Raw genomic sequence first — 23,326 nt, 5'->3', positions numbered from 1 at the left:
ACCGCGATGCCGAGCAACCGTACCGACGTGGCCGTGCACGAGCTCATCGTCTCGTTCTCCTGCCTCGACGCCGCGAAACTCATCGACCGGCTGGCCCGCGCCGCCGCGGCGGTCACGGGCGCCGCCTACGCGGGCTTCGTGCGCGTGGACGCGCTGTGTGAGGCCGCCCACAGCGTCCACGTGCACGCGCCGCCGGGCGACCCGCTCCGGGTGCGCCCCTGGCTGGCCGAGTCGGGGGTGTTCAAGACGCTGGCGGCGTCTCCGGCGCCCGTGCTCCTGGCCCGCGACCCGTCGGTGGGCGAGCCGGGCTTCCTGGCGACGCCGGTGCCCGTCGCCACCCGCGAGCACGCGCTCCTCTGGGTCGCGGGACGGCTCTTCAGCGACCGCGACGAGGAGCTGCTGAGCCGCTTCGCCACCGCCGCCGGCCGGGCCCTGGAGGCGGCCAGCGGGCTGGAGGCCGCCGTGCGCCAGCTACGCGGCGTCCACGCCTTCATCCGCGCCTGAAGCCCGGCTCTCCTCCGTACGCGTCTCACACCGGCCGGTCACCGGAAACGGACGGGCCACGGATCCCGAGAAATGCCCTCGAAGGCCATTTCTTCATGAACCGGAGATTTTCTCTATTAGCGTACGACCTTCCAAAGAATTACCAGGAATAGCAAGAGGAATGGCGCGACGCCGCCTCCCTCTCAGGCCGCGGCGAATCGTCCGGACGACCGGCCGGGCCGGCTCGGGCCGGCTCGGGCCGGCACGATCAACGGGACCGGACGCACGACGGACCCGGCCGGCGGACGGTCAAGTGGCAGGTCCGGCCGCCGTCCTGCCCGCACGCCGCGGCACGGTCCCCCGGGGAACGGCCAGCGTGGACGAGAAACCCCACGACGCCATAACTCGACATATTTCGCTCAAGCATTGATTGACGCGGACAGTCGATCGGTTATCGGCGATCGTCAGGCACGGGACGGAGTCCGGTCACCTCGCCGGGGCTGTCCGCGCGTCTCAGGTCACGGTCCCCGGGTGGTGGCTCAGGCGCCTTCGCCTCCGAACCAAGGCCGCCGACCTTGGCCACCGACCTTGGCCACCGACCTTCGCCGCCGACCTTCGCCGCCGAAACCAGGCGGACCACTCCTGACCCGCGGAGGCCGTCGCGATCACGCTCGGCGCGACGCTGACGGGCACCACCGCCGCGGTGCCCGCGCGACGGTCACCCCCGGTGGGGCTCGAAGCGCAGCGTGCGGGAGACGCCGACGCGAACGGTGGTGCCGGGGACGATGGTGACCGGCTCGTTGGGCGGGATGTCGTAGAAGTTGGGATCGCCGGGCGGCTGGATCTGGGTGCCGTTGACCGAGCCGAGGTCGACCAGGTTGACGTCCCAGCCGTCGAGGGCCACCCGGAGGTGGCGGCGGGAGACGGAGCCGTCGGGGCTGGTGACCTTGGCGGGCCTCGCGGTGCCGCCGGCCACCTCGGGGGCGCGCTCCGGGTCGCGGCCGAGGAGGTAGTCGCTCTCCAGCGGCAGCGCCGTGCCGTCGTCGAGGACGAGCACGCCGAGCGGGGGGCGCGGGCCCTTGTAGGGGACGAGCGTGCGCTGGACGAGCGCGATGCCGCACACCGCGCAGTAGGGCACGCGCGGGTCGTTGAAGTGGTCGTTCTTGCAGTCGACGCCGTAGACCAGGGGGCGGTCGCCGTGGTCGGCCTGCTCCTGCGGCGGCCCGGGCTGGTCGAAGTGGTCGGGCTGGCCCATCGGCGGCGGGCCCGGCTGGTCGAAGTGATCGGGGGGACCCATCGGCGGCGGGCCCGGCTCGAAGTGGTCGGGCGGGCCCATGAGCGGCGGGCCGGGCTCGAAGTGGCGCTCGGGCTGGTCGAACCGCTCCGGCGGGGCGAACCGCTCCGGCGGGGCGGGCTGCTCGAAGTGCTCGGGGACGGTGCCGTTGCCGGAGGGGGCGGGCTCGTCGTAGGAGGGGAACGCGCTCTGCTGAGGCTGCTCCTGCGGCGGCCGGTAGGGCGACTGGTCCGCGAGGGACGGCGCCGCCTGGGGGCCCGACGGAAGGCCCGGAGGCGGGCTCTGCGGGGCGGACGGCTGGTCGCCGGACATCGGGTAGGGGGCCATCTGCACCGCCGGGCGCTCCGGCGCCTGGATCAGGTCGGGCTCCATGTGCAGCGCGGTGTTGGGCATCTCGCTGGTGAGCGGCCTGGACGGGGCGGGAGCCCGGTCGCTGAAGTCGCCCGCGAGACCGCCGCCGTGCACCACGCCGCCGTCGAAGCCGACCGCGGGGTGCGGCTCACCGGCGCCGGGCAGGGTGAGCCGGACGCGCTCGACGGGGCCGCTGATGAGTCGGTCGGCCCAGGTCAGGGAGTCGCTGCCGGCCAGCCGCGTCTCACCTGCGGCGGTCGTGATCGTGGCCGCGGCCGAGCCGCTGACCAGGACGGCCACGCCGTCGCCGACCGGGCCCGCGACCGCGCACGTGGCGGGGTCGCCGGTCATGTTGGCGGCGAGGACCTGGGCGGCGCGGCGGGCCAGGGCCCGGCCGTCTCCGCCGGAGGCGGCCGTCTCGCGCAGCGCCTGGAGCAGGTTGTCGGCCGCCGCCTCGGACGCGTCGCACACCAGCAGCAGCCCGCCCAGGCAGGCGACCAGCCCGTCGCCGGGGAGCGGACGGACCGCCCCGAAACCCCGGCCGGTCATGAGCCCTCCTTCATGACCAACGTCTTCATGACCACCGTGCCGCGCTCATGGGTGCCCTCGCTGCGCTCGGTCACTCAACTCTCCTCCCCGGAAGCCGGCGATGTCACGGCACCCGCACTGCCGTGACGGCCACCAGCCATACGCATACCCAGACGACGAGGTGATGTCGCGGCCGGCCCGTCGCCGTTCAGCGAAACGGTGGACCGCAACAAACCCCTTTAGTGTGCAAGTTTGGCCAAAACGAACACTATCGGCCAGTCGTCGCATCCTTGCACCGCCGGGGCGCGACCCGGCCCCGCCGCACCGGCCTGATCACTGGCTATGACACTAGCCGGGGGCTGCCGCATATTCGAGTGGGACAAATCAGACGCCGGTGAAGATCCGGTTGACGTCGGCGGTGGCGAGCACGCCGTAGATCTCGCCGCCCCGCTCCACGAGCAGGTATTCGCCCGCCGGGGTCTCGCGCATGGCCTCGATGAGCGCCTCGCCCTCCAGGTCGGCGGCCAGCACCATGGACGGCTCCAGCGACTTGGCCATGGACCCGGAGGTGACCCACGGGCGGCGGTGGTCGGGGGTGGCCTGGACGGCCGCCTCGTTGACGATCGCCAGCGGCCGGCCCTCGTGGTCGACCACGACGACGGCGCCCGCCCGTTTCTCGCCCGCCTGGCGCAGCGCCTCCGACAGCGGCGTCTCGGCCGTGACCGGGATCGCCCTGCGGGCCAGGCTGCGGGCGTTGACCTGCGGGATCCGGGCGCGGATGCGCGCCACCCGCAGCGACTGTGAGGCGCCCAGCCAGATGAAGGAGGCCAGCACCGTCGGCCACAGCAGGTCGCGGTAGTCGAGCTCCTGACCGCTCATCATCGACATGGCGAACGGCGACAGGACCAGCAGCACGGCCAGCGCCCGCCCGCCCCAGGCGGCGGCGACGGTGCCGGTGCCGGGGTTGCGGGTGAGCTTCCAGACCCCGGCGCGCAGCATCCGGCCGCCGTCGAGCGGCAGCCCGGGCAGCAGGTTGAAGACGCCCACGATGAGGTTGGCCACCCACAGCTGCCAGATCAGCACCTCGGGGATGCCGCCGCCGTTGACCAGGTAGACGTCGGCGAGCAGGCCGGCGGCCGCCAGGCCGAGCGAGAGCGCCGGGCCGGCCGCGGCGACCATGAACTCCTTGCCCGGCGTGGGCGGCTCCTTCTCGATCTCCGACACGCCGCCGAGAAGGTAGAGGGTGATCCGGCGCACCGGCAGGCCGTAGGACTTGGCCAGCACGCTGTGCGCCAGCTCGTGCAGCAGCACCGAGACGTAGAGCAGCACGGCGAAGACGAAGGCGACGGCGTAGGCGGCGGTGGCGTCGAGCTCGGGCAGCATGTCGCGCACCCGCTCGCCGAAGATCCAGGTGATGAAGGCGGCGACGACGAACCAGGTCCATGAGACGTAGACCGGAATGCCGAACGGCTTCCCCATCCGAAGGCCGGAGAACTCCTGCCGCGGGCTCTGCTCGCTCACCGCACTCCTTGACGTTCGTAACAAGCTCTCGCTGCCTTGATGCTACGCGCCCGATCAGGTGATCCTGGTTTCGCGGGCCCTAATCTGTCGGGGACTTCACCTAGAGTGCGGTGCATGACGTTGACCGATCCGGTGATCATCGGAGCTCTCTCCCCGTCCCGGGCGGGCGACTTCATGACCTGTCCTCTCCTCTACCGCTTCCGCGTGATCGACCAGTTGCCGGAGAGACCGTCGCAGGCGGCGGTGCGCGGCACGGTGGTCCACGCGGTGCTGGAGCGGCTCTACGACCTGCCCGCCCCCAGGCGGTCGGTCGAGGCGGCGCTGGAGCTCCTGGAGCCGCAGTGGCGGCGGCTGCTCGACGACGACCCGGCCTACGCGCGGATGTTCGCCGATGAGGGCGAGCAGGCCGAGTGGCTGGCCCAGGCGCGGGCCATGCTGGAGCGCTACTTCACCCTGGAGGACCCGACGCGGCTGGAGCCGGCCGAGCGCGAGCTCTACGTCGAGGCGGTGCTCGACGACGGCCTGATGCTGCGCGGCTACGTCGACCGGCTCGACGTGGCCCCGTCGGGGGAGGTCCGCGTGGTCGACTACAAGACGGGCAGCGCGCCGGGGCCCGACTTCGAGGCCAAGGCGCTGTTCCAGATGAAGTTCTACGCGCTGGTGCTGTGGCGGCTGCGCGGCCGGGTGCCGCGGCTGCTGCAGCTCGTCTATCTGGGCGGCGGTGGTGAGGTGCTGCGTTACGCGCCCGACGAGGCCGACCTGCTGGCCACCGAGCGCAAGGTGCGGGCGCTGTGGGCGGCGATCGAGCGGGCGCTGGAGTCGGGCGAGTGGCGGGCCCGGCGCAGCAGGCTGTGCGACTGGTGCGACCACCAGGCGCTGTGCCCCGAGTTCGGCGGCACTCCGCCGCCGGTGCCCGACCGTCAGCCGGGCGACACGGTCAGGAGCAACCGCCGGTCGGCCACCGACGAGTTGTAAGACCCGTCTCCTCCCTTGGGAGGAGGTTCCGGGCTCTCACCTGGACCTACAGTGAAGCGATGCGAGTCGGCCGACCCCTGTTCCACGACACGGTCCTCGCCGTGGCGGTGGCCGCTGCCTCGGTGGCGTTGTTCGTCCTCTACGACCCGGAGCAGTTACGCGCGCAGGGCGTGCTCGTCGACGGGATGCGCGCGCCCGACGCGTTGGGAGTGACCTTGGTGCTGCTGGCGTGCGCGCCGGTGGCGGTGCGCAGGCGCTGGCCGCTCGGCGCCATGTGCGCGGCGCTGGTGCCCGAGACGCTGATGACCGGTCTCGGCTACGGCACGGGCCTGGCAGGGGTGGCGGGGCTGGTGCTGCTCTACTCGGTGGCGTCCTACCGCGGCCTGGCGATGGCGCTGTGCGGGCTGACGCTGTCCGTCGTCCTCTACGTCGTGAGCGCGGTGGCCGGCCCGGTCGCCGCGCTGCGGTGGAGCGACCATCTGGTGGTCGCCGTGGTGCTCGTGGCGGTCTGGGGCGCGGGACGGAGCCTGCGGCTTCGCCGCGCGTACCTGGAGGAGCTGAAGGACCGGGCGGCCCGGCTGGAGCGGGCGCACGCGGCCGACACGCGGGCGGCGCGGGCCGAGGAGCGTTCCAGGATCGCCCGGGAGCTGCACGACGTGGTGGCCCACCATGTCACCGTGATGACCGTGCAGGCCTCGGCCGCGCGCCGGGTGCTCGGCTCCGACCCCGAGCTGGCGCACGAGGCGTTGTCGGCGATCGAGCACACGGGCCGCATGGCGCTGACCGAGATGCGCGACATCGTCGGTGTGCTGCGCACCGACGCCCGCGCCGAGCTGGGCCCGCAGCCGGGCATGCGGGACCTGCCCGCCCTGGTGGAGCAGATGCGGGAGGCCGGCCTGGAGACGCTGCTGCGCGTCGCCGGCGAGCCGGGCCCTGTTCCCGCCGGAGTCGACCTGGCCGCCTACCGGCTGGTTCAGGAGGGGCTCACGAACAGCCTGCGGCACGCGGGAGCCGGGGCGAGCGCGGTCGTCACCGTACGGCACGAGCCGCACGAGCTGGACGTCAGGGTGGAGGACGACGGGCGGGGCGGGCTCCTGTCCGGGGAGCCAGGGCATGGTTTGGTGGGGATTCGTGAGCGCGTCGCCCTCTATGGTGGGGTTCTGAGCATCGGTCCGCGGTCCGGGGGCGGTTTCGAGGTTCGGGCGAGATTCCCCTTGAAGGACGGACAATGACGATCAGAGTGCTGCTGGTGGACGACCAGCCGCTGCTGCGCACCGGTTTCCGGCTGATCCTGGAGGCCGAGCCGGACATCACGGTGGTCGGGCAGGCGGGCGACGGCCAGGACGCGCAGGAGCAGACGAGGGCGCTGCTGCCCGACGTGGTGCTGATGGACATCCGGATGCCCGGGGTCGACGGCATCGAGGCCACGCGACGGATCGTGCGCGACGGGGCCCGGACGACCCCGGCGGCGCACGTGCCGAAGGTGCTGGTGCTGACCACGTTCGACCTCGACGAATACATCGTGGAGGCGCTGCGCTCGGGGGCGTCGGGGTTCCTGCTGAAGGACGTGCCGCCCGAGGAGCTGGTGCAGGCGATCCGGGTGGTGGCGGCGGGCGACGCGATCGTGGCGCCGAGCGTGACGCGCCGGCTGCTCGACCGGTTCGCGGCCCGGCTGCCGTCGGCCCACGAGCAGCCCGCGCCGGCGCGGGTCGACCGGCTCACCGAGCGAGAGCTCGAGGTGCTGCGGCTGATCGCCAAGGGGATGTCCAACGCGGAGATCGCGGCCAAGCTCGTGGTGAGCGAGACGACGGTCAAGACGCACGTCGGCAACGTGCTGACCAAGCTGGGGCTGCGCGACCGTGTGCAGGCCGTGGTGCTGGCGTACGAGACGGGCCTGATCACGCCGGGCGCCCTGTCCTGAGCGCCCGCCCCGCCGTTTCGCCACGGCGAGGCGGGAGGGCGGCTCAGGCCTCGGCCGGCTTCGCCGCGGCGGCGGGCACCTCGGCGGTGTTCTCCGGGAAGTGGCAGGCGACCTGGTGGCCGTCGGCCAGCTGCTCCAGCGGCGGCTCGACCGTCTTGCAGATGTCCTGCGCCTTCCAGCAACGGGTGTGGAAGCGGCAGGCGGGCGGCGGGTTGAGCGGGCTCGGCACGTCGCCGGTGAGGCGGATGCGCTCGCGTCCGGCCCGCGCCCTGGGGTCGGGCACCGGCACCGCCGACAGCAGGGCGTTGGTATAGGGGTGCATGGGCGCGCTGTAGAGCCGCTTGCGGTCGGCCACCTCGACGATCTTGCCGAGGTACATGACCGCCACCCGGTCGCTGATGTGGCGCACCACCGACAGGTCGTGCGCGATCACCACGTAGGTGAGGTCCATCTCCTGCTGCAGGTCCTCCAGCAGGTTGACCACCTGGGCCTGGATGGACACGTCGAGCGCGGAGACCGGCTCGTCGGCGATGATCAGCTTGGGCTTGAGCGCCAGCGTGCGGGCGATGCCGATGCGCTGCCGCTGTCCGCCCGAGAACTCGTGCGGGTAGCGGTTGTAGTGCTCGGGGTTGAGGCCGACGAGGGCGAGGATGTCCTGGACGGCCTTCTTGACGCCGTGCTCGGTCCGTACGCCCTGGATGCGGAACGGGGCGCCGACGATGGCGCCGACCGTGTGACGCGGGTTGAGCGACGAGTAGGGATCCTGGAAGATCATCTGCATGTCGCGGCGGAGCGGGCGGAGCTTGCCCTGGCTCAGGTGGGTGATGTCGTTGCCCTCGAAGACGATCTTGCCGCCCGTGGGCTCCAGCAGCCTGGTCACCAGGCGGCCCGTGGTCGACTTGCCGCAGCCCGACTCCCCCACCAGGCCGAGCGTCTCGCCCTTGAACACCTCGAAGCTGATCCCGTCGACCGCCTTGACGGCTCCGACCTGCCGCTTCAGCAGGCCCTTCGTCACCGGGAAGTGCTTCTGCAGGCCCTGGACGGACAGAAGCGGCTCGTTGTCACTCACTGAGTCTCCAGCACTGGCTTGATCTCGGTCTCCCACAGCCTCCGCCGCTCGGACTTGTCCAGGTGGCAGCGCACCAGGTGGCCGCCCTCGGTCTCGGCGAGCGCCGGCACCGCGGTGTCGGCCTTGCCTTGCGTCAGCTCCGCGTAGGGGCAGCGAGGGTGGAAGGCGCAGCCGGACGGGACGTTGATCAGGGACGGCGGGCTGCCCTTGATCGGCAGGAGCCGCTCGGTGGGCTCCCGGTCGAGCCGGGGCATCGATCCCAGCAGACCCCACGTGTAGGGGTGCTCGGGACGGTAGAAGATGTCGTCGGTCGAGCCGTACTCGACGCACTTGCCGCCGTACATGACCAGGATGTCGTTGGACAGCTCGGCCACCACGCCCAGGTCGTGGGTGATGATGATCAGCGCGGAGTTGAACTCTCGCTGCAGGTCGCGCATCAGGTCGAGGATCTGGGCCTGCACGGTCACGTCGAGCGCGGTGGTCGGCTCGTCGGCGATGAGCAGCTCGGGGTCGCACGAGAGCGCCATCGCGATCATGGCGCGCTGGCGCATGCCGCCGGAGAACTCGTGCGGATAGGCGTCGACGCGCCTGTCGGGCTCGGGGATGCCCACGCGCCCGAGCATGTCGATGGCGTGCTTCTTGGCCACCGCCTTGGAGACCTGGTTGTGGATCCGGTAGGCCTCGATGATCTGCTGACCCACCGTGTAGAAGGGGTGCATCGACGACAGCGGATCCTGGAAGATCATCGCCATCTTCCGGCCGCGCAGCGTGCGCACGTGCTCGGCCGTGGCGCCGACCAGTTCGTCGCCGTCGAGCCAGATCTCCCCGGAGATCTTCGCCCGGCCGCCCTTGTGCAGGCCGAGCAGGCCGAGGCTGGTCACGCTCTTGCCCGAGCCCGACTCGCCCACGATGCCCAGGGTCTCACCGCGTTCGAGGCTGAACGACAGGCCGTCGACGGCCCTGACCAGCCCGTCGTCGGTGGGGAAGTGGATCTTCAGGTCCTTGACGTCCAGAAAGCTCACGACAACCTCACCCTCGGGTCGACCCACGCGTACAGGAGGTCGACGATCAGATTCGCCAGCACCACGAAACAGGCGGCGATCAGGACCACACCCATGACCTGGGGCAGGTCCTGGTTTCTGATGGCCAGGATGGCGAACTGGCCGAGCCCTGGCAGAGTGTAGGTCGTCTCGGTGAGCACGGCGCCGCCGATCAGCAGGCCGAAGTCGATGCCGAACAGGGTGAGGATCGGAGTCAGCGCCGCCCGCAGGCCGTGCTTGACCACGACGTCACGCTCCCGCATGCCCTTGGCCCGGGCGGTGCGGATGTAGTCCTCGCCCATGGTCTCCAGCATCCCGGCTCGGGTCAGCCGCGCATAGCCGGCCGCGAACAGGAACGCCAGTGTGATCCAGGGAAGCAGCAGGTTGTAGGCCCACTGGGCGGGATTCTCCGACAGGTCGGTCCACGCGCCGCCTGGTGGTGTCCAGCCCAGGCCGTAGCTGAAGACCACCAGCGAGACCATGCCGGTGAAGAAGATGGGCAGTGACACGCCGGCCAGCGCGGTGCCCATCGCCACCCGGTCGAAGAAGCTGCCCCGGCGCAACGCGGACACCACGCCCACGCTCACGCCGGCCACCACCCAGATGAAGGCCGCGCCGAGGGCCAGAGCGAAGGTCACCGGGATGCGGTCGACCAGGTCCGGCCATACCGGCTGGCCGCTGATGAAGGAGTAGCCGAAACACGGCGCCGGGCACTGCTCGACCCCGGCTCCGTAGTCGTACTCCGCGCCGGTGAACAGACCCTTGAGGAACCGGCCGTACTGCACGACCACCGGATCGTTGAAGCCCAGCCGCTCGGCGACCAGGTGCACGGTCTCCGGAGTGGCCGCGCGGCCGACGTAGCGCGAGGCCATGGCCTCCGGCGTGGCGCCGGCCCACTGGGGGACGACGAAGAAGATGCCGAAGGTGACCATGCTGACGACGATCAGCATCGCGACCGCGCCTATCAGACGCCTGATGATGTATGTGAACACCGCTTCCGGCCGGATGGCCTGCCCGTCGCCGGGCAGGCCATCCCTGCCTTCACCTGCCTTCGCTAGATCCCCGACCCTCGCCTGGTCACTCGACGCCGAGCAGCACGTAGTCGAACATGCTCTGGCCCTCGTTGTAGGCGACGTTCGTCACGCCCTTGCCGCGCATGAGCAGCGACTTGGCCCACACGACCGGCAGGATGGAGGCGTCCTCCATGACCTTCTTGTCGACGTCGACCCACAGCTTGGCGCGGGCGGTGGCGTCGAGCTCGGCCGAGGCCTGGTCGATGAGCTTGTCGACCTCGGGGTTCTTGACGCTGAGGTTGTAGTTGCCGGCGGGGCGGATGGTGCGGCTGTCGACGATGGCCTGCATGAAGCCGTATCCGTCGGGCCAGTCCGAGCCCCAGCCGTGGGCGGCCAGGCCGACACCGTTCTTCTTCACGTACGCGGTGTTGCCGGCGTAGTCGGAGAAGTAGCTGGATCCCGGGAAGCCCTTGAGCGTCAGCTTGATGCCGACCTTGGCCAGCGCCTGCTCCATCGCCTCGGCCAGCGCCTTCTCACGCGGACGGTCGGCACGGAAGGTCATCGTGGTGGAGAAACCGTTCGGCTGGCCACAGGCGGCGAGCGCCTCCTTGGCCTTGGCCACGTCGCCCTTGTTGCCCTCGGAGGCGTACAGGTCGAACTTCTCCTGGCCGACGATGGGCGGCGGCATCACGTTGGTCGCGATCTCGCCACCGGCCAGCTCGCCTCCGTAGGCGGTCTGGTTGGCGACCCGGTCCGCGGCGTACATCACGGCCTTGCGGCACTCGATGTTGTCCAGCGGCGGGTTGTCCGGGATGACCGAGACGTACCAGAGCCTGGGGATGATCGGGTTGTCCGTCCGCGCCTTCAGGGCGGGGTCGGGCAGGACCTTGCCCAGGGCCGCCGGCTGCATGCCGGTGCCGGGGATGTCCAGGTGGATGTTGCCCGCGATGAGCTGGTTGTCCAGGTCATCGGCGTTGACGTTGAGCTGGACCTCGATCCGGTCCGGCAGCGCGGGCCGGTTGGGGTCGGTGGCCGGGTCCCACTGGTCGTTGCGGACCAGCGCGAACTTCTTGCCGATCTCGTTCGACTCGAACTTGTACGGGCCGGAGGAGACGACCTTCTCCTTGTACTTGGCGCCCGTGTCCTTGTCCTTGGGCACCGGAGCGGTCATCGGCATCTGGACGACGTAGTCCATCGACGAGAACGCCTTGTTCAGGTGGAAGACGACCGTCAGGTCGTCCTTCGCCTCGACGGCCGCGCTGTAGTCGACGTCGGGGGTCTTGTAGACGCCCTTGAAGTCCTTCGGCCAGGCCAGCAGCTCGTTGAGGTAGGACGGGCCGTGCGGGAAGGTCTCCTTGTCGAAGCTGCGCGCCACCGCGTAGGCCACGTCCTTGGCCGTGATCGGCGTGCCGTCCTCGAACTTCAGGCCGCTCCTGAGCTTGTACGTCCAGGTCTTGCCGCCGTCGCTGGCCTCGCCCAGTCCTTCGGCGAGGTCGGGCACGACCGTGTTGCCCTCGGGGCCGGGACCGGTCTTGTACGTCGTCAGCGTCCGCCAGTAGAACCGGCCGAAGTTGAACGAGTAGCCGTAGTAGGTGTCGCCCGGGTCGAGGCTGTCCCAGTCGGCGGAGTGGGCCGCCTTCAGCGTGCCTCCCTTCTTGGTCGAAGGGTTGAACACCGAGGTCAGACCGGCGTTGAACGCCGGTTCGGCGGCACCGCCCGACGCGGATTGGGCGGGTTGCTGAGTTGTGCCGCCACCTCCGCCGCAGGCGGAGAGCACCAGGGCGAGGGCCGCGGTCGCGGCCGCCGCCAGTGCGGATTTCCTTCTCATTTACTAACCCCTTGATCAGTGGAGTTGGGGGATGGAGCGTTGGCGAAGGTCAGTGCGCCCGAGGGTCGAAGGCGTCCCTCAACCCGTCGCCGAACAGGTTGAAGGCGAGAACGGTGATGAAGATCGCCAGACCAGGGAAGATCACGAAGTGCGGCAGGGTGTAGAAGCGCACCGCCTCCGAGAGCATGCCGCCCCAGGTGGGGGTCGGCGGGTTGATGCCGACGCCCAGGAAGGAGAGTCCGGCCTCGAACAGGATGTTGGTGGGGATCAGCAACGTCGCGTAGACGAGGATGGGCGCCATCAGGTTGGGCAGGATCTCACGGAACAGGATGTAGCCGTTGCGGGCGCCGAGGCTCCGCGCGGCGTCGACGAACTCGCGCTCGCGCAACGAGAGTGTCTGGCCACGGACGATGCGGCCGATGTAGGGCCAGCTGAAGAATCCGATGATGAAGATCAGCATCGCGATCCGCAGGGAGTTGCCCTCCAACCCGAACCCCTTGTCGGGGATGACTCCCGCCAGCGCGATGGCGAAGACCAGCAGCGGGAAGGCGAGGAAGACGTCCATGATCCGGCCGATCAGCTGGTCGACCCAGCCACCGAAGTAGCCGGCGATCACGCCGAGCGTGGTGCCGATGACCACCGACAGGATCGTCGCCAGGAAGCCGATCAGCAGCGAGATGCCGGCGCCGGCCACGATGCGGCTGAACACGTCGCGTCCGTTGACCGGCTCGATGCCGAGCAGGAACTCTCCGCCCATGGCGCCGAAGGCGCCCTTGGGCAGGAGCGTGCTCTGGTCGATCTGGTCCTGGTGGAACTCCAGCGGCGGGTGCCCGAAGGCGGCGATGATCGGCGTGGAGAAAATCGCCACGAGGATCAGCAGGATCACGGTGATCCCGCCCGCCATCGCGAGCTTGTCTCGCCGCAACCGCATCCAGGCGATCCGGGTGAGCGAGCGCCCCTGGATGGCCTTGCCCGCTCCCACGAGCACGGCTTCCGGATGTGCTTCAGCCGCGGAGCCGGATACGTCTAGCGGTGCGGTCATGCCTGATTGCCCCCTGATTGCGGACGACGTTGGCCGGGTCGTCTGAGTGGGCCGCGGATCGCGACCCCAGGAGGCAGGATGTATGGCCTGAGCTGCGCTGACTAGCCCCTCAGACCGCTATGTGGCTCAAACGTGATTGACGCGAAACTCATTCGTATCGATCTTGATGTGAATGTCTACGACCAGTTCCGGTTATGTCCCAGAATCGTGACACAAGCCCATTCAACCGATACCTCGGCGTCGAAGGATCTCCTCGATGTCGGAGAAGTCATCATCATTCGTTCGCTTCTTGGGGGCTTCCACCGCAGGCTTGCCCGTCGCGGTCCCCTTCGGAGCCGCCGCGCCCTCGGGCGCGCGCGGGGCCTCCTTGGCCTTGGCCGGCCCGGCGCCCTTGGCCGCGCTCCTGCCGCGCAGCACCCCGGACACCACGAACAGCACCACCGACAGCCCCGTCAGCGCGACGCCCGACCACACGAGCGGATTGAAGACGAGACCCGTGACGAACCCGACGAGAGTGGCGCCCACGGTCCACAGGCTGCTCAAGGCCCCGGTGAGATAGGCGGCCAGCGGCAGCAGCGCCCACGCCGTCGTCCTCAGCCCCGCCGCCGCTCCCCTGCGCCGGAACGCCAGGAAGCTGAGCGCCAACCCCGCGATGGTCACACCGATGCACAGCGGCAACCACGCGATCTGATCGAAAGTCATTCCGGCACGTCCCTCGTTTCGACTACGCCTCCATCCTGGCACGCGTGGCCGGCCGGGCAGCTCCTCCGCTGGGACCACTTGTCCCCTAGGGGACGCGTTCAGGCGCCGCCGATCAGGGTGCGCAGGTGAGGGATCCCGACGGACGCGAGCGAGGAGACGACCAGCCGCCCCGGCGCCGGGTCGATCGGCAGCAGGCTGGGCACCGCGACCACCGCGCAGCCCGCCGCCGTGGCCGCGGCGACGCCGTTGGGTGAATCCTCCAGCACCACGCAGCGGGCCGGCCGCACGTCCAGCAGCCCCGCGGCGGTCAGGTAGGGCTCGGGGTGCGGCTTGGTGCGGGTGACGTCGTCGGCCGTGACGACGAGGTCGAAGCGGTCACGGCCGACGTCCTTGAGCACGGCGTCGGCGATCTCCCGGAGCGACGAGGTGACCAGCGCGACCGGGACGCCGTCGTCGCGCAGGGCGTCGAGCAGCTCGGCCGCGCCCGGCATGATCCTCACACCGCCGGACAACCGCTCCACCATGCCCTCGATCATCCATTCGCGCAGCGTCTCGGGGGCGACCGACGAGCCGGACACGGCCAGCATGTACGCGACCGTGCGCTCCATCGAGCCGCCGACGAGCTGGACCTGGTGCTCGGGGGTCCACTCGCTCCCGAGCCGCCCCATCACGGCGGTCTCGATCTCCAGCCACACCTTCTCGGTGTCGACCAGCAGCCCGTCCATGTCGAAGAAGACCGCTTCCATGCATCCCCCGATCGGTTGTCCCGTGAGCGCCGTCGCGAAAGCCCCCGGCCGGGAGCCGGGGGCCGTCGAGGCGGTCAGACGTTGAAGTACTTGGCCTCAGGATGGTGCGCGACCAGGGCGGAGGTCGCCTGCTCGGGGTGCAGCTGGAACTCCTCCGACAGGGTGACCCCGATGCGCTCGGGCTCCAGCAGCTGGAACAGCTGGACCTGGTCCTCGAGGTTGGGGCAGGCAGGGTAGCCGAAGGAGTAGCGGCAGCCTCGGACGTTGACCTTGAGCATGTCGTCGAGCGACTCGTCGCCGCCGATCCCCCACTCGGAGCGGACCCGGGCGTGCCAGTATTCGGCCAGCGCCTCGGTCAGCTGCACCGACAGGCCGTGGAGCTCGAGATAGTCGCGGTAGGCGTCCTTGGCGAACAGCTCGGCCGTGGCCTCGGCGACCTTGCCGCCCATCGTGGCCACCTGGAAGCCGACCACATCGACCTCGCCGGAGTCCTTGGCCCGGAAGAAGTCGGACAGGCACAGGTGGCGGTCACGCCGCTGACGCGGGAAGGTGAAGCGGGTGCGCTCGCCGCCCGCCTCGTCGAGGATGACGAGCGAGTCGCCGTCGCTGACACACGGGAAGTAGCCGTAGACGACGGCCGCCTCCAGCAGGCCCTCGGTCTGGATGCGGTCGAGCCACATCCGCAGCCGCGGCCGGCCCTCGGTCTCGACCAGCTCGTCGTAGTCGGGCCCGCTGCCGCCCCTGGTCGGCTTGAGCCCCCACTGGCCGAGGAACAGGGCGCGCTCGTCGAGGAAGGCGGCGTACTCGTTGAGCGAGATGCCCTTGACGATGCGGTCACCGTGGAACGGCGCCACCGGCACCGGGTTGTCGGCGGCCACGTCGGAACGGGCCGGCAACTCCTCGACCGGGGTGCGCCGCAGCACCGCGCCCGGCTTGACGCGGCGCTCGCGCAGCGGCGGCAGCGTCGCCCCCTCGACGCCGCGCTTGACCGCCATGAACGAGTCCATCAGCCGCAGGCCCTCGAACGCGTCCCGGGCGTAGCGGACCTCGCCCCGGAACAGCTCGGCCAGGTCCTGCTCGACGTAGGCGCGGGTGAGCGCGGCGCCGCCGAGCAGCACGGGGTAGTGCTCGGCGATGCCCCGGGAGTTCATCTCCTCGAGGTTCTCCTTCATGACGACCGTCGACTTGACCAGCAGCCCGGACATGCCGATGACGTCGGCCTTCTGGTCGTCGGCCGCCTCCAGGATGGCCGAGACCGGCTGCTTGATGCCGAGGTTGACGACGTCGTAGCCGTTGTTGGACAGGATGATGTCGACGAGGTTCTTGCCGATGTCGTGCACGTCGCCCTTGACCGTGGCCAGCACGATGCGGCCCTTGGTCTCGCCCTCGACCCGGTCCATGTGGGGCTCGAGGTAGGCGACCGCGGTCTTCATCACCTCGGCCGACTGCAGCACGAACGGCAACTGCATCTGCCCGGAGCCGAACAGCTCGCCCACGGTCTTCATGCCGTCGAGCAGCACGTCGTTGATGATCTCAAGGGCGGGCCGCTGCTCCAGCGCGGCGTCGAGGTCGGCCTCCAGGCCCTTCTTCTCGCCGTCGATGACGCGCCGCTTGAGCCGCTCCCACAGCGGCAGCGCCGCCAGCTCCGCGGCCTTGCCGCCGCGCAGGGCGGCGACGTCGACGCCCTCGAACAGGTCGATGAAGCGCTGCAGCGGGTCGTAGCCCTCGCGCCGCCGGTCGTAGATCATGTCGAGCGCGACCTGGCGCTGCTCGTCGGGGATGCGCGACATCGGCAGGATCTTGGAGGCGTGCACGATGGCCGAGTCGAGCCCGGCGTTGACGCACTCGTTGAGGAACACCGAGTTGAGCACGATGCGCGCGGCCGGGCTGATGCCGAAGGAGATGTTGGACAGGCCGAGCGTGGTCTGCACCTCGGGATAGCGCCGCTTGAGCCGGCGGATGCCCTCGATGGTCTCCAGGCCGTCGCGGCGGCTCTCCTCCATGCCGGTGGCGATGGTGAAGGTGAGGCAGTCGACGATGATGTCGGGCACCTTCATGCCCCAGTCGGCCACCAGGGCGTCGATGGTCTCGCCGGCGATGCGGACCTTCTCCTCGGCCGTGCGGGCCTGGCCGTCCTCGTCGATGCACATGACGACGACCGCGGCGCCGTGCTCGCGGACGGCGGTCATCGTCTTGTGGAAGCGGGACCCCGGACCTCGGCCGTCCTCGAAGTTGACCGAGTTGACCACCGCGCGTCCGCCGAGCATCTCCAGGCCGGCCCGCAGCACCTCGGACTCGGTCGAGTCGAGCATGATCGGCAGGGTGGAGGCGGTGGCCAGGCGGAATGCCAGCTCCTTCATGTCGGCCACGCCGTCACGGCCGACGTAGTCGACGCACAGGTCGAGCAGGTGCGCGCCGCCGCGCGCCTGCTCGCGGGCCATCTCGACGCAGTCGTCCCAGCGGCCTTCGAGCATGGCCTCGCGGAAGGCCTTGGAGCCGTTGGTGTTGCAGCGCTCACCGATCGCCAGGTAGGAGGTGTCCTGGCGGAACGGGACGGTCTGGTAGAGCGAGGAGGCGCCCGGCTCGGGGTGCGGGCGGCGGGCCACGGGCTCCTTGCCGTGCACCCGCTCGACGACCTGGCGCAGGTGCTCGGGCGTGGTGCCGCAGCAGCCGCCGACCAGGGACAGGCCGTAGTCGCGGGTGAAGGTCTCGTGGGCGCCGGCCAGCTCACCGGGGCTGAGCGGGTAGTAGGCGCCGTCGGAGGTCAGCACCGGCAGACCGGCGTTGGGCATGCAGGACAGCCCCAGCCTGGAGTGGCGCGCCAGATAGCGCAGGTGCTCGCTCATCTCGGCGGGGCCGGTGGCGCAGTTGAGGCCGATCAGGTCGACGCCGAGCGGCTCGATCGCGGTGAGCGCGGCGCCGATCTCGGAGCCGAGCAGCATCGCGCCGTTGGTCTCGATGGTCACCTGGGCGATGATCGGCACGTCGCGGCCGGCCGCCTCGATGGCCCGCTTGGCGCCGATGACGGCGGCCTTGACCTGGAGCAGGTCCTGGCAGGTCTCGATGATCAGTGCGTCGGCGCCGCCCGCGATCAGGCCGGCCGCGTTGTCGCGGTAGGCGTCGCGCAGGCTGACGTAGGGCAGGTGGCCCAGGGTGGGCAGCTTGGTGCCGGGGCCCATCGAGCCGAGCACGAAGCGCGGCCGGTCGGGGGTCGACCAGTGGTCGGCGCGCTCCCGGGCGATGCGGGCGCCGGCCTCGGAGTATTCGAAGACCCGCTCGCCGATGTCGTATTCGGCGAGCGCGGCGAGGTTGGCGCCGAAGGTGTTGGTCTCCACGCAGTCGACGCCCACCGCGAAGTAGGCGTCGTGGACGCCGCCCACGATGTCGGGCCGGGTGACGTTGAGCACCTCGTTGCAGCCCTCGTGCCCCTGGAAGTCGTCCATGGTGGGGTCCTGGGCCTGCAACATCGTCCCCATGGCCCCGTCGGCGACAACCACGCGCTGGGACAGGACTTCGCGGAACGAGGGACGGCTGCTCATGCGCCAAGCCTAACGGCTGCCCGGGAACGCTATTCTGCCGACAGTCAATTGAACATCACGTCCAATTGGGGTTCTGATGGCCTATCGCACCGTCCTGGTCGGCACCGACGGTTCCGCCTCCTCCTTCCGCGCCGTCCGCGCCGCCGCGTCCCTGGCCGGGGCGACCGGCGCCACCCTCGTCCTGGCCTGCGCGTACCTTCCGATGAGGGAGAGCGAGCGTTCGGCCGCGGCCGAACGGCTCGGCGAGCTCGCCTACAAGATCAACGGCTCCACACCGGCCGACGACGCGCTGCGCGCGGCCCGCGAACACGCCGTGGCGGCCGGAGCGACCGACATCGTCCTCGCGGCCGAGGAGGGCGATCCGGTCGACGTGCTGATCTCGCTGGCCGGCCGCCGGCACGCGGATCTGCTCGTCGTCGGCAACCGCGGGCTCAACAGCCTGGCGGGCCGGCTGATCGGCTCGGTGCCGTCCGCGGTGACCCACCGCGCGGCCTGTGACGTGCTGATCGTCCACACCACGTCCGGCGGGCGCCACTGATCGTCGTCACCGCGTGACATGAGCGCCTCCTCACCGCATAGGCTTAGCGCGACGGAGGAGACAGGAGGCGACACGTGATCGAGCTCGAAGGGCTCCCCGAGCTCGTCGATCCGGTGCTGATTGCCGCGTTCGAGGGGTGGAACGACGCGGGCGAGGCTTCGAGCGGTGTGATCGCCCATCTCGAGTCCGCCTGGAAGGCCGAGCCCCTGGTGGCACTCGATCCGGACGACTACTACGACTTCCAGGTCACCCGCCCGGTCGTGGAGATGGGCGACGGGCTGACGAGGTCGATCATCTGGCCGACCACGCGGCTGCTGCGCGCCCGCCCGCCCGGCCTCGATCACGACGTGGTGCTGCTGCGCGGCATCGAGCCCAACATGCGCTGGCGCTCGTTCTGCGCCGACATCATCGAGGTCTGCCGCGAGCTGGGCGTCGAGTTCGCGGTCATGCTGGGCGCCCTGCTCAACGACTCCCCGCACACCCGTCCGGTGCCGGTCATCGGCGGCGCCACCGACGAGGGCCTGGCCCGCTCGACCAACCTGGAGCTCAGCCGCTACGAGGGCCCGACGGGCATCGTGGGCGTGCTGCAGCACGCCTTCGGCGAGGCCGGCCTCAGCGCGATCTCGCTGTGGGCCTCGGTCCCCCACTACGTGGCGCAGCCGCCCAACCCCAAGGCCACGGTGGCCCTGCTGCGCCGCCTGGAGGACGTGCTGGAGATCCCGATGCCGCTCGGCGATCTCGACGAGGAGGCCCGCGCGTGGGAGCGCGGCGTCGACGAGCTCGCCTCGCAGGACAGCGAGGTGGCCGAGTACGTCAAGGAGCTCGAGGAACGCAAGGACGCCGCCGAGCTGCCCGAGGCCAGTGGCGACGCGATCGCGGCCGAGTTCGAGCGCTACCTGAGGCACCGGGACACCGACACTGACAGCTGACTTGCCGCCAATTGACGGATTTTTCACGAGTTAAGGGTAATAATCGGGGACCGTACAAACTTGCACCAAGTTGGGACCCCTATCCGCCTCCTGAAGGCGGACCTTCGCCGACCCCGTGACGCCCCTGCCCGTGTGACTGCGCACCGTTAGGCCAACTCATGGCGACCTCCCACGTAGATCCGCACCAGCGAAGCCAGGACGCCAGGCGGCGTGTCCTGGAGATGGCTCTGTCCGTCAGGAACGAGCGCCCGGGCGGGTCGGTGGACCACTTCCTCGCGCTCCTGCAGTATCGCCTCCCCTTCTGGCTCAGCGTCCTGCACGACCTGACCCACCGGGTGGGCCAGGACCGGGTGGCCGACAACCTGATCCCCATCGTGCGGGCGGGCATCGACTACTACGGGGAGGTGCAGTCGGCCGCGCTGCCCGCCTTCACCTCGCCCAACGTGACCGTGCGGTTCCGTGAGGCGCTGCGCGACCACGGGCTCGGGCCGATGGCGGAGATCGTCCCGCTGGCCTCCTACTTGGAGGCGGAGCAGCGCGCCGGCCGGGTGGTGGCCGGCGTGGACCCGGTGGCGACCGCCCGGCTGCTGCTCGCGGGCTGCTTCCACCACGCCTACATCGCGATGTTCGTGGGCGACGAGGCGGTCCCGCCGCCCGACGCGGCGGCGGAGCAGATCGTCCGCGAGCTGCGCCTGGAGCCCGGCGGGCAACCGGCCTGACCCTCCCGTACGGCTCCCGCGCGGCCCGTCCGCGCACCGGTCCCGGGCGACGCCGCCGGGCGGCCGGTCACTGCGGCGCCGCCGGGCTCGCCGGGCGGCCGGTCACGACGGCGCCGCCAGGCCCGCCGACCGGCCCGTCAGGCGCTCACCGCCCGTCCGGCCAGGGCCGCCGCCGTCTCGTCGAAGCGCCTCCAGACCAGGGCCGCCACGTCCGGGTCCGTGCCCAGGGGTTCGCTCACCAGGTCTGCGCCGGCCGCGACGAGCCGGTCGTGGAAGAAGCCGGGGGCCAGCAGGTAGGAGGCGACGGCCACCCGGCCGGCCGGGCCCTGCCTGACCCGCTCCAGCGCCTCGTCCAGCGAGGGGGCGCCCGCCGAGGCGAACGCCGCCGTGACCGGCCGCGCCAGCCGTACGGCCAGCCGGTGGGCCGCCGCCCGCACGTCGGCCAGCGCCGAGGGGTTGGACGAGCCCGCCGCGCCGAGGACGACCGCGTCCGTGGACCGCAGCCCGGCGCGGGCCAGCCCCCGGGCCAGCGCCGTGGTGAGCAGCCGGTGCGGCCCCAGTGGCGGGGCGACGAGCGCGTCGGGGCGGTGCTCGGCGATCACGCCGGGCAGGTCGGCGTGCACGTGGTAGCCGCCCGTGAGGAGGAGGGGCACCACGACGACCGGACCGGGCACGGCGCAGACGGTCGAGCCGAGGACGGCGCGGCCGGGCGTGGCGGACAGGACGTCGGCGAGCAGCGGCCTGCTGATCTCCAAGTAAGCCAGCTCGACGCGCTGCCGCGGGCGGACCGCGCGCACCGCGCCGGCCAGGTCTGACAGGGCCCGCTCCCCCGCCTCGCTGCGCGTGCCGTGGGCGGCCAGGACGAGCGCCGGCGTCACAGGCCCGCCTCGTGCGAGCAGGCGAGCCGGTAGCCGCGCTTGACGACCGTCTCGACGACTCCCCCGGCGCCGAGGGCGCGGCGCAGCCGGGTGATGGCCATCTCGACCGCGTGCTCGGCGGAGTCCCTGGCCAGGCTGCCCGGCAGGACGGTACGCAGCTCGGCTCTGGACACCACGTGACCGGGCTTGTCGGCCAGCCGCTTGAGCACCGACATCGGCGCGGGCGGCAGCGGCCGGAGCTCGCCGTCGACCACCACCGCGTGGCCGCGGATCTCCAGCCGGTGCCCGCCCGCGACCACCCGGGTCACGCCGTGCTCGGGCAGGTGTCTGGCCAGCGCGCGGGCCAGCGCGCCGAGCCTGGCCCGTTCGGGCTGCAGGGTCCGTACGCCGCGCGAGGTCAGCGGGTCGGCCGTGACCGGGCCGACGCAGGCGGCCACCACCCGGCCGCCGAACGCGGCCAGGAGCGGCTCCTCCAGGTTCTCGGCGCGGGCGGCGCCGAGCATGGCGTGCACGGCGGGCGCGCTGGTGAAGGCGACGGCGTCGACGGCTCCGGAGATCGTCTGGGTGATGAGGCGGCGCAGCGGCGCGATGTCGCGGTAGGGCAGCCACCGGTAGACCGGGATCTCGATCACCTCGGCGCCGGCCTCCCGCAGGTCGCCGACGAACTCGGTCAGCGGCTCACCGTGCAGTTGCACCGCGATGCGACGGCCGCGCAGGTCCTGGGCCAGCAGGTGCTGCTTGACCTCCAGGCACGAGTCGGTGGCCGGGGTCCAGTGGTCGTCCAGCCCGGCGGCGCGCACCGCGCCCCTGGCCTTGGGACCCCGGGTGAGGATGCGGGCTCGCGACAGATGGACGCCGAGGTCGGCGGACAGGCCCCAGCCCTCGGCGGCGGCCATCCAGCCGCGAAAGCCCACGCCCGTGGTGACCACCACGTCGTCGACGGGCCCCGACAGGGTGGCCTGGGTGGCGGCCAGCAGGCCGGAGTCCTCGGCGAGCGGCACCAGCCGGATCGCCGGAGCGCTCACGACGCGGGCGCCGCGCCGTTCGAGGAGCGCGCCGAACTCCTCGCGCCTGCGGGTCGCGGTGACGCCGATGGTGAACCCGGACAGCGCGTCGGGCGCGGTCTCGTGCCGGCGTTCGGCGGCGGGATCTCGCGGCCCCGTGCCGGCGGGATCGTACGGCGGGGTGAAGTCCTCAGGGGGGAGCACGCTCACGCGGACACCTCCAGGTGGATCGGCTGGGCCGGTGCGTCCGGCCGGGCCCCGAGCACCCGGCCAGGCATCACACGCACGTGAATCCGAAGTGAGATCACCCTGAGATAGTGCTTTCACGCCGTTTCGCCGACGGGTCTCTCCTGTTACCGCTGTGCTACATCGCCCAGCCCATGGGATTGATCATCGGAGGGGCGGGAATCCTGCGGAGGACGGCGTGACGAATCGGGGAGTTGCGGTGGCAGTCCGGCCCATCCGTATGTTCGACGACCCTGTGCTCCGCTCGGTGTCCGAGCCGGTGCGTGACTTCGACCGTGAGCTGCGGGGGCTGGTGAAGGCCCTGACCGCGACCATCCGCGCCGGGGCCGGCCGCGCCGGCCTGGCCGCCCCGCAGATCGGGGTGCCGCTGCGCGTGCTCGCCTACTCCTACGAGGGCAGGTCGGGTCACCTGGTCAACCCGAGACTGGAGCTGTCGGAGCGGCGCGTCACCGCCGACGAGGCCTGTCTGTCGGCTCCGGGCGTGTGGTGGCCACTGGAACGCTCCTACCTGGTCACGGCGCGTGGCCGCGACATGTTCGGCAAACCCGTGGTCGTGCGCGCGATGGGCGTGCTCGCCAGGGTGCTGCAGCACGAGAACGACCACCTCGACGGCGTGCTGTTCAGCGATCACCTCGAGGCGGGCGAACGCGAGCGTTTCCTGGCCGCCGCCCTGCCTCCGGGCTGACCGTGACCCCGCGCGGCCGGATTCGCGGCGAGCGCGCGGCGCTGTGACGGATCGGTGCCGCCCCAGACGCCGTACGCCTGGCCGGTGCTGATGGCGTAGTCGAGGCAGGGCTGTCGCACCGGGCAGCCCTGGCATATCGTCTTGGCGCGTTCCACCTGCTCGTGGCCCAGGCCTTCCGTCGAGATCGGGAAGAACAGCTCCGGGTCCAGGGTCAGGCAGGCGGCCGCGCGTGACCAGTCGAACATCATCATGCTCACCACGCCTACCCACGCGAT

21 protein-coding genes are annotated in these 23,326 nt (G+C 71.1%); 8 read left to right on the top strand and 13 right to left on the bottom strand.

Annotated features, from left to right (window positions below; all coding sequences use genetic code 11):
• Positions 1-6: 6 nt before the first annotated feature.
• Positions 7-504 (top strand): hypothetical protein, encoded by a 498-nt coding sequence (locus tag AC5L3X_RS17335; protein WP_189128383.1) that lies wholly within the window; start codon positions 7-9, stop codon positions 502-504.
• A 697-nt stretch (positions 505-1,201) separates the two neighbouring features.
• On the opposite strand, the gene AC5L3X_RS17330 is transcribed toward AC5L3X_RS17335, so the two are convergent.
• Positions 1,202-2,677 carry an FHA domain-containing protein gene (locus tag AC5L3X_RS17330; protein ID WP_494857978.1) on the bottom strand — a complete coding sequence of 492 codons (1,476 nt, stop codon included), beginning with the start codon at positions 2,675-2,677 and terminating at the stop codon, positions 1,202-1,204.
• 363 nt (positions 2,678-3,040) lie between these two features.
• The gene (locus tag AC5L3X_RS17325) at positions 3,041-4,177 is read right to left on the bottom strand and encodes a site-2 protease family protein (protein ID WP_225263645.1); all 1,137 of its coding nucleotides are present in this window, start codon (positions 4,175-4,177) and stop codon (positions 3,041-3,043) included.
• Positions 4,178-4,291: 114 nt separating this feature from the next.
• On the opposite strand from AC5L3X_RS17325, the gene AC5L3X_RS17320 reads away from it, so the two are divergent.
• From AC5L3X_RS17320 to AC5L3X_RS17310, 3 genes are read left to right on the top strand one after another with little or no spacing between them, the layout of a single operon-like run.
• Positions 4,292-5,152, top strand: a complete 861-nt coding sequence (locus AC5L3X_RS17320) for a RecB family exonuclease (protein WP_189128381.1) — start codon at positions 4,292-4,294, stop codon at positions 5,150-5,152.
• 59 nt (positions 5,153-5,211) lie between these two features.
• Positions 5,212-6,384 (top strand): sensor histidine kinase, encoded by a 1,173-nt coding sequence (locus AC5L3X_RS17315; RefSeq protein WP_494857976.1) that lies wholly within the window; start codon positions 5,212-5,214, stop codon positions 6,382-6,384.
• Positions 6,381-7,073 (top strand): response regulator, encoded by a 693-nt coding sequence (locus tag AC5L3X_RS17310; RefSeq protein ID WP_494857975.1) that lies wholly within the window; start codon positions 6,381-6,383, stop codon positions 7,071-7,073. Before AC5L3X_RS17315 ends, AC5L3X_RS17310 begins: the two co-directional genes overlap by 4 nt.
• A gap of 43 nt (positions 7,074-7,116) precedes the next feature.
• Here AC5L3X_RS17310 and AC5L3X_RS17305 read toward each other — a convergent pair whose 3' ends face one another.
• The 8 genes from AC5L3X_RS17305 to metH form a co-directional block, all read right to left on the bottom strand.
• A complete protein-coding gene (locus AC5L3X_RS17305; protein ID WP_494857974.1) occupies positions 7,117-8,142 on the bottom strand; it encodes an ABC transporter ATP-binding protein in 1,026 nt (341 codons plus the stop codon).
• The gene (locus AC5L3X_RS17300) at positions 8,139-9,164 is read right to left on the bottom strand and encodes an ABC transporter ATP-binding protein (protein ID WP_494857972.1); all 1,026 of its coding nucleotides are present in this window, start codon (positions 9,162-9,164) and stop codon (positions 8,139-8,141) included. The genes AC5L3X_RS17305 and AC5L3X_RS17300 overlap by 4 nt, the downstream gene beginning before the upstream one ends.
• Complete coding sequence (locus AC5L3X_RS17295; RefSeq protein WP_189128376.1) at positions 9,161-10,174, bottom strand: ABC transporter permease; 1,014 nt, start codon at positions 10,172-10,174, stop codon at positions 9,161-9,163. The genes AC5L3X_RS17300 and AC5L3X_RS17295 overlap by 4 nt, the downstream gene beginning before the upstream one ends.
• Positions 10,175-10,259: 85 nt before the next feature.
• Positions 10,260-12,023: an ABC transporter substrate-binding protein gene (locus tag AC5L3X_RS17290; RefSeq protein ID WP_494857970.1), complete on the bottom strand. Its 1,764-nt coding sequence runs from the start codon at positions 12,021-12,023 to the stop codon at positions 10,260-10,262.
• Positions 12,024-12,072: 49 nt separating this feature from the next.
• On the bottom strand, positions 12,073-13,065 hold the full coding sequence (locus AC5L3X_RS17285) for an ABC transporter permease (RefSeq protein WP_189128374.1): 993 nt from the start codon (positions 13,063-13,065) through the stop codon (positions 12,073-12,075).
• Positions 13,066-13,287: 222 nt separating this feature from the next.
• Complete coding sequence (locus tag AC5L3X_RS17280) at positions 13,288-13,767, bottom strand: cellulose synthase (protein ID WP_494857969.1); 480 nt, start codon at positions 13,765-13,767, stop codon at positions 13,288-13,290.
• A gap of 98 nt (positions 13,768-13,865) precedes the next feature.
• On the bottom strand, positions 13,866-14,513 hold the full coding sequence (locus AC5L3X_RS17275) for an HAD family hydrolase (protein WP_494857967.1): 648 nt from the start codon (positions 14,511-14,513) through the stop codon (positions 13,866-13,868).
• Positions 14,514-14,587: 74 nt separating this feature from the next.
• The gene (metH, locus tag AC5L3X_RS17270; protein WP_189126942.1) at positions 14,588-18,052 is read right to left on the bottom strand and encodes a methionine synthase; all 3,465 of its coding nucleotides are present in this window, start codon (positions 18,050-18,052) and stop codon (positions 14,588-14,590) included.
• Positions 18,053-18,128: 76 nt separating this feature from the next.
• Here metH and AC5L3X_RS17265 point away from each other — a divergent pair, with 76 nt between their 5' ends.
• The 3 genes from AC5L3X_RS17265 (at position 18,129) to AC5L3X_RS17255 (ending at position 20,238) form a co-directional block, all read left to right on the top strand.
• Positions 18,129-18,590, top strand: coding sequence for a universal stress protein (locus AC5L3X_RS17265; protein WP_263648561.1), 462 nt, complete (start codon positions 18,129-18,131; stop codon positions 18,588-18,590).
• Between the two features lie 74 nt (positions 18,591-18,664).
• Positions 18,665-19,519: a PAC2 family protein gene (locus AC5L3X_RS17260; protein WP_189126941.1), complete on the top strand. Its 855-nt coding sequence runs from the start codon at positions 18,665-18,667 to the stop codon at positions 19,517-19,519.
• 158 nt (positions 19,520-19,677) lie between these two features.
• Positions 19,678-20,238, top strand: a complete 561-nt coding sequence (locus AC5L3X_RS17255; protein ID WP_494857965.1) for a hypothetical protein — start codon at positions 19,678-19,680, stop codon at positions 20,236-20,238.
• 137 nt (positions 20,239-20,375) lie between these two features.
• Here the strand turns inward: AC5L3X_RS17255 and AC5L3X_RS17250 are convergent, their stop codons facing one another.
• Both AC5L3X_RS17250 and AC5L3X_RS17245 read right to left on the bottom strand, forming a co-directional pair.
• Positions 20,376-21,116 (bottom strand): sirohydrochlorin chelatase, encoded by a 741-nt coding sequence (locus AC5L3X_RS17250; protein ID WP_494857963.1) that lies wholly within the window; start codon positions 21,114-21,116, stop codon positions 20,376-20,378.
• Positions 21,113-22,324 (bottom strand): uroporphyrinogen-III synthase, encoded by a 1,212-nt coding sequence (locus AC5L3X_RS17245; RefSeq protein WP_494858205.1) that lies wholly within the window; start codon positions 22,322-22,324, stop codon positions 21,113-21,115. Before AC5L3X_RS17245 ends, AC5L3X_RS17250 begins: the two co-directional genes overlap by 4 nt.
• A gap of 241 nt (positions 22,325-22,565) precedes the next feature.
• Between AC5L3X_RS17245 and AC5L3X_RS17240 the strand changes: the two genes are divergently transcribed.
• Positions 22,566-23,051, top strand: a complete 486-nt coding sequence (locus AC5L3X_RS17240; protein WP_494857961.1) for a peptide deformylase — start codon at positions 22,566-22,568, stop codon at positions 23,049-23,051.
• On the opposite strand, the gene AC5L3X_RS17235 is transcribed toward AC5L3X_RS17240, so the two are convergent.
• Positions 22,994-23,302, bottom strand: a complete 309-nt coding sequence (locus AC5L3X_RS17235) for a WhiB family transcriptional regulator (RefSeq protein WP_308016003.1) — start codon at positions 23,300-23,302, stop codon at positions 22,994-22,996. The genes AC5L3X_RS17240 and AC5L3X_RS17235 overlap by 58 nt on opposite strands.
• Positions 23,303-23,326 lie beyond the last annotated feature (24 nt).

This window comes from Nonomuraea sp. CX421, assembly GCF_059358955.1.
This window is presented reverse-complemented; position numbering and strand designations above follow the sequence as displayed.

Bases quoted from the DNA above. Each gene is read 5' to 3' on its own strand.
- AC5L3X_RS17285 (WP_189128374.1), bottom strand. From the start codon at position 13,065: ATGACCGCACCGCTAGACGTATCCGGCTCCGCGGCTGAAGCACATCCG.
- AC5L3X_RS17235 (WP_308016003.1), bottom strand. From the start codon at position 23,302: ATGATGATGTTCGACTGGTCACGCGCGGCCGCCTGCCTGACCCTGGAC.
- AC5L3X_RS17320 (WP_189128381.1), top strand. From the start codon at position 4,292: ATGACGTTGACCGATCCGGTGATCATCGGAGCTCTCTCCCCGTCCCGG.
- AC5L3X_RS17275 (WP_494857967.1), bottom strand. From the start codon at position 14,513: ATGGAAGCGGTCTTCTTCGACATGGACGGGCTGCTGGTCGACACCGAG.
- AC5L3X_RS17265 (WP_263648561.1), top strand. From the start codon at position 18,129: ATGGCCTATCGCACCGTCCTGGTCGGCACCGACGGTTCCGCCTCCTCC.
- metH (WP_189126942.1), bottom strand. From the start codon at position 18,052: ATGAGCAGCCGTCCCTCGTTCCGCGAAGTCCTGTCCCAGCGCGTGGTT.
- AC5L3X_RS17255 (WP_494857965.1), top strand. From the start codon at position 19,678: ATGGCGACCTCCCACGTAGATCCGCACCAGCGAAGCCAGGACGCCAGG.
- AC5L3X_RS17280 (WP_494857969.1), bottom strand. From the start codon at position 13,767: ATGACTTTCGATCAGATCGCGTGGTTGCCGCTGTGCATCGGTGTGACC.
- AC5L3X_RS17290 (WP_494857970.1), bottom strand. From the start codon at position 12,023: ATGAGAAGGAAATCCGCACTGGCGGCGGCCGCGACCGCGGCCCTCGCC.
- AC5L3X_RS17310 (WP_494857975.1), top strand. From the start codon at position 6,381: ATGACGATCAGAGTGCTGCTGGTGGACGACCAGCCGCTGCTGCGCACC.
- AC5L3X_RS17315 (WP_494857976.1), top strand. From the start codon at position 5,212: ATGCGAGTCGGCCGACCCCTGTTCCACGACACGGTCCTCGCCGTGGCG.
- AC5L3X_RS17335 (WP_189128383.1), top strand. From the start codon at position 7: ATGCCGAGCAACCGTACCGACGTGGCCGTGCACGAGCTCATCGTCTCG.
- AC5L3X_RS17330 (WP_494857978.1), bottom strand. From the start codon at position 2,677: ATGACCGGCCGGGGTTTCGGGGCGGTCCGTCCGCTCCCCGGCGACGGG.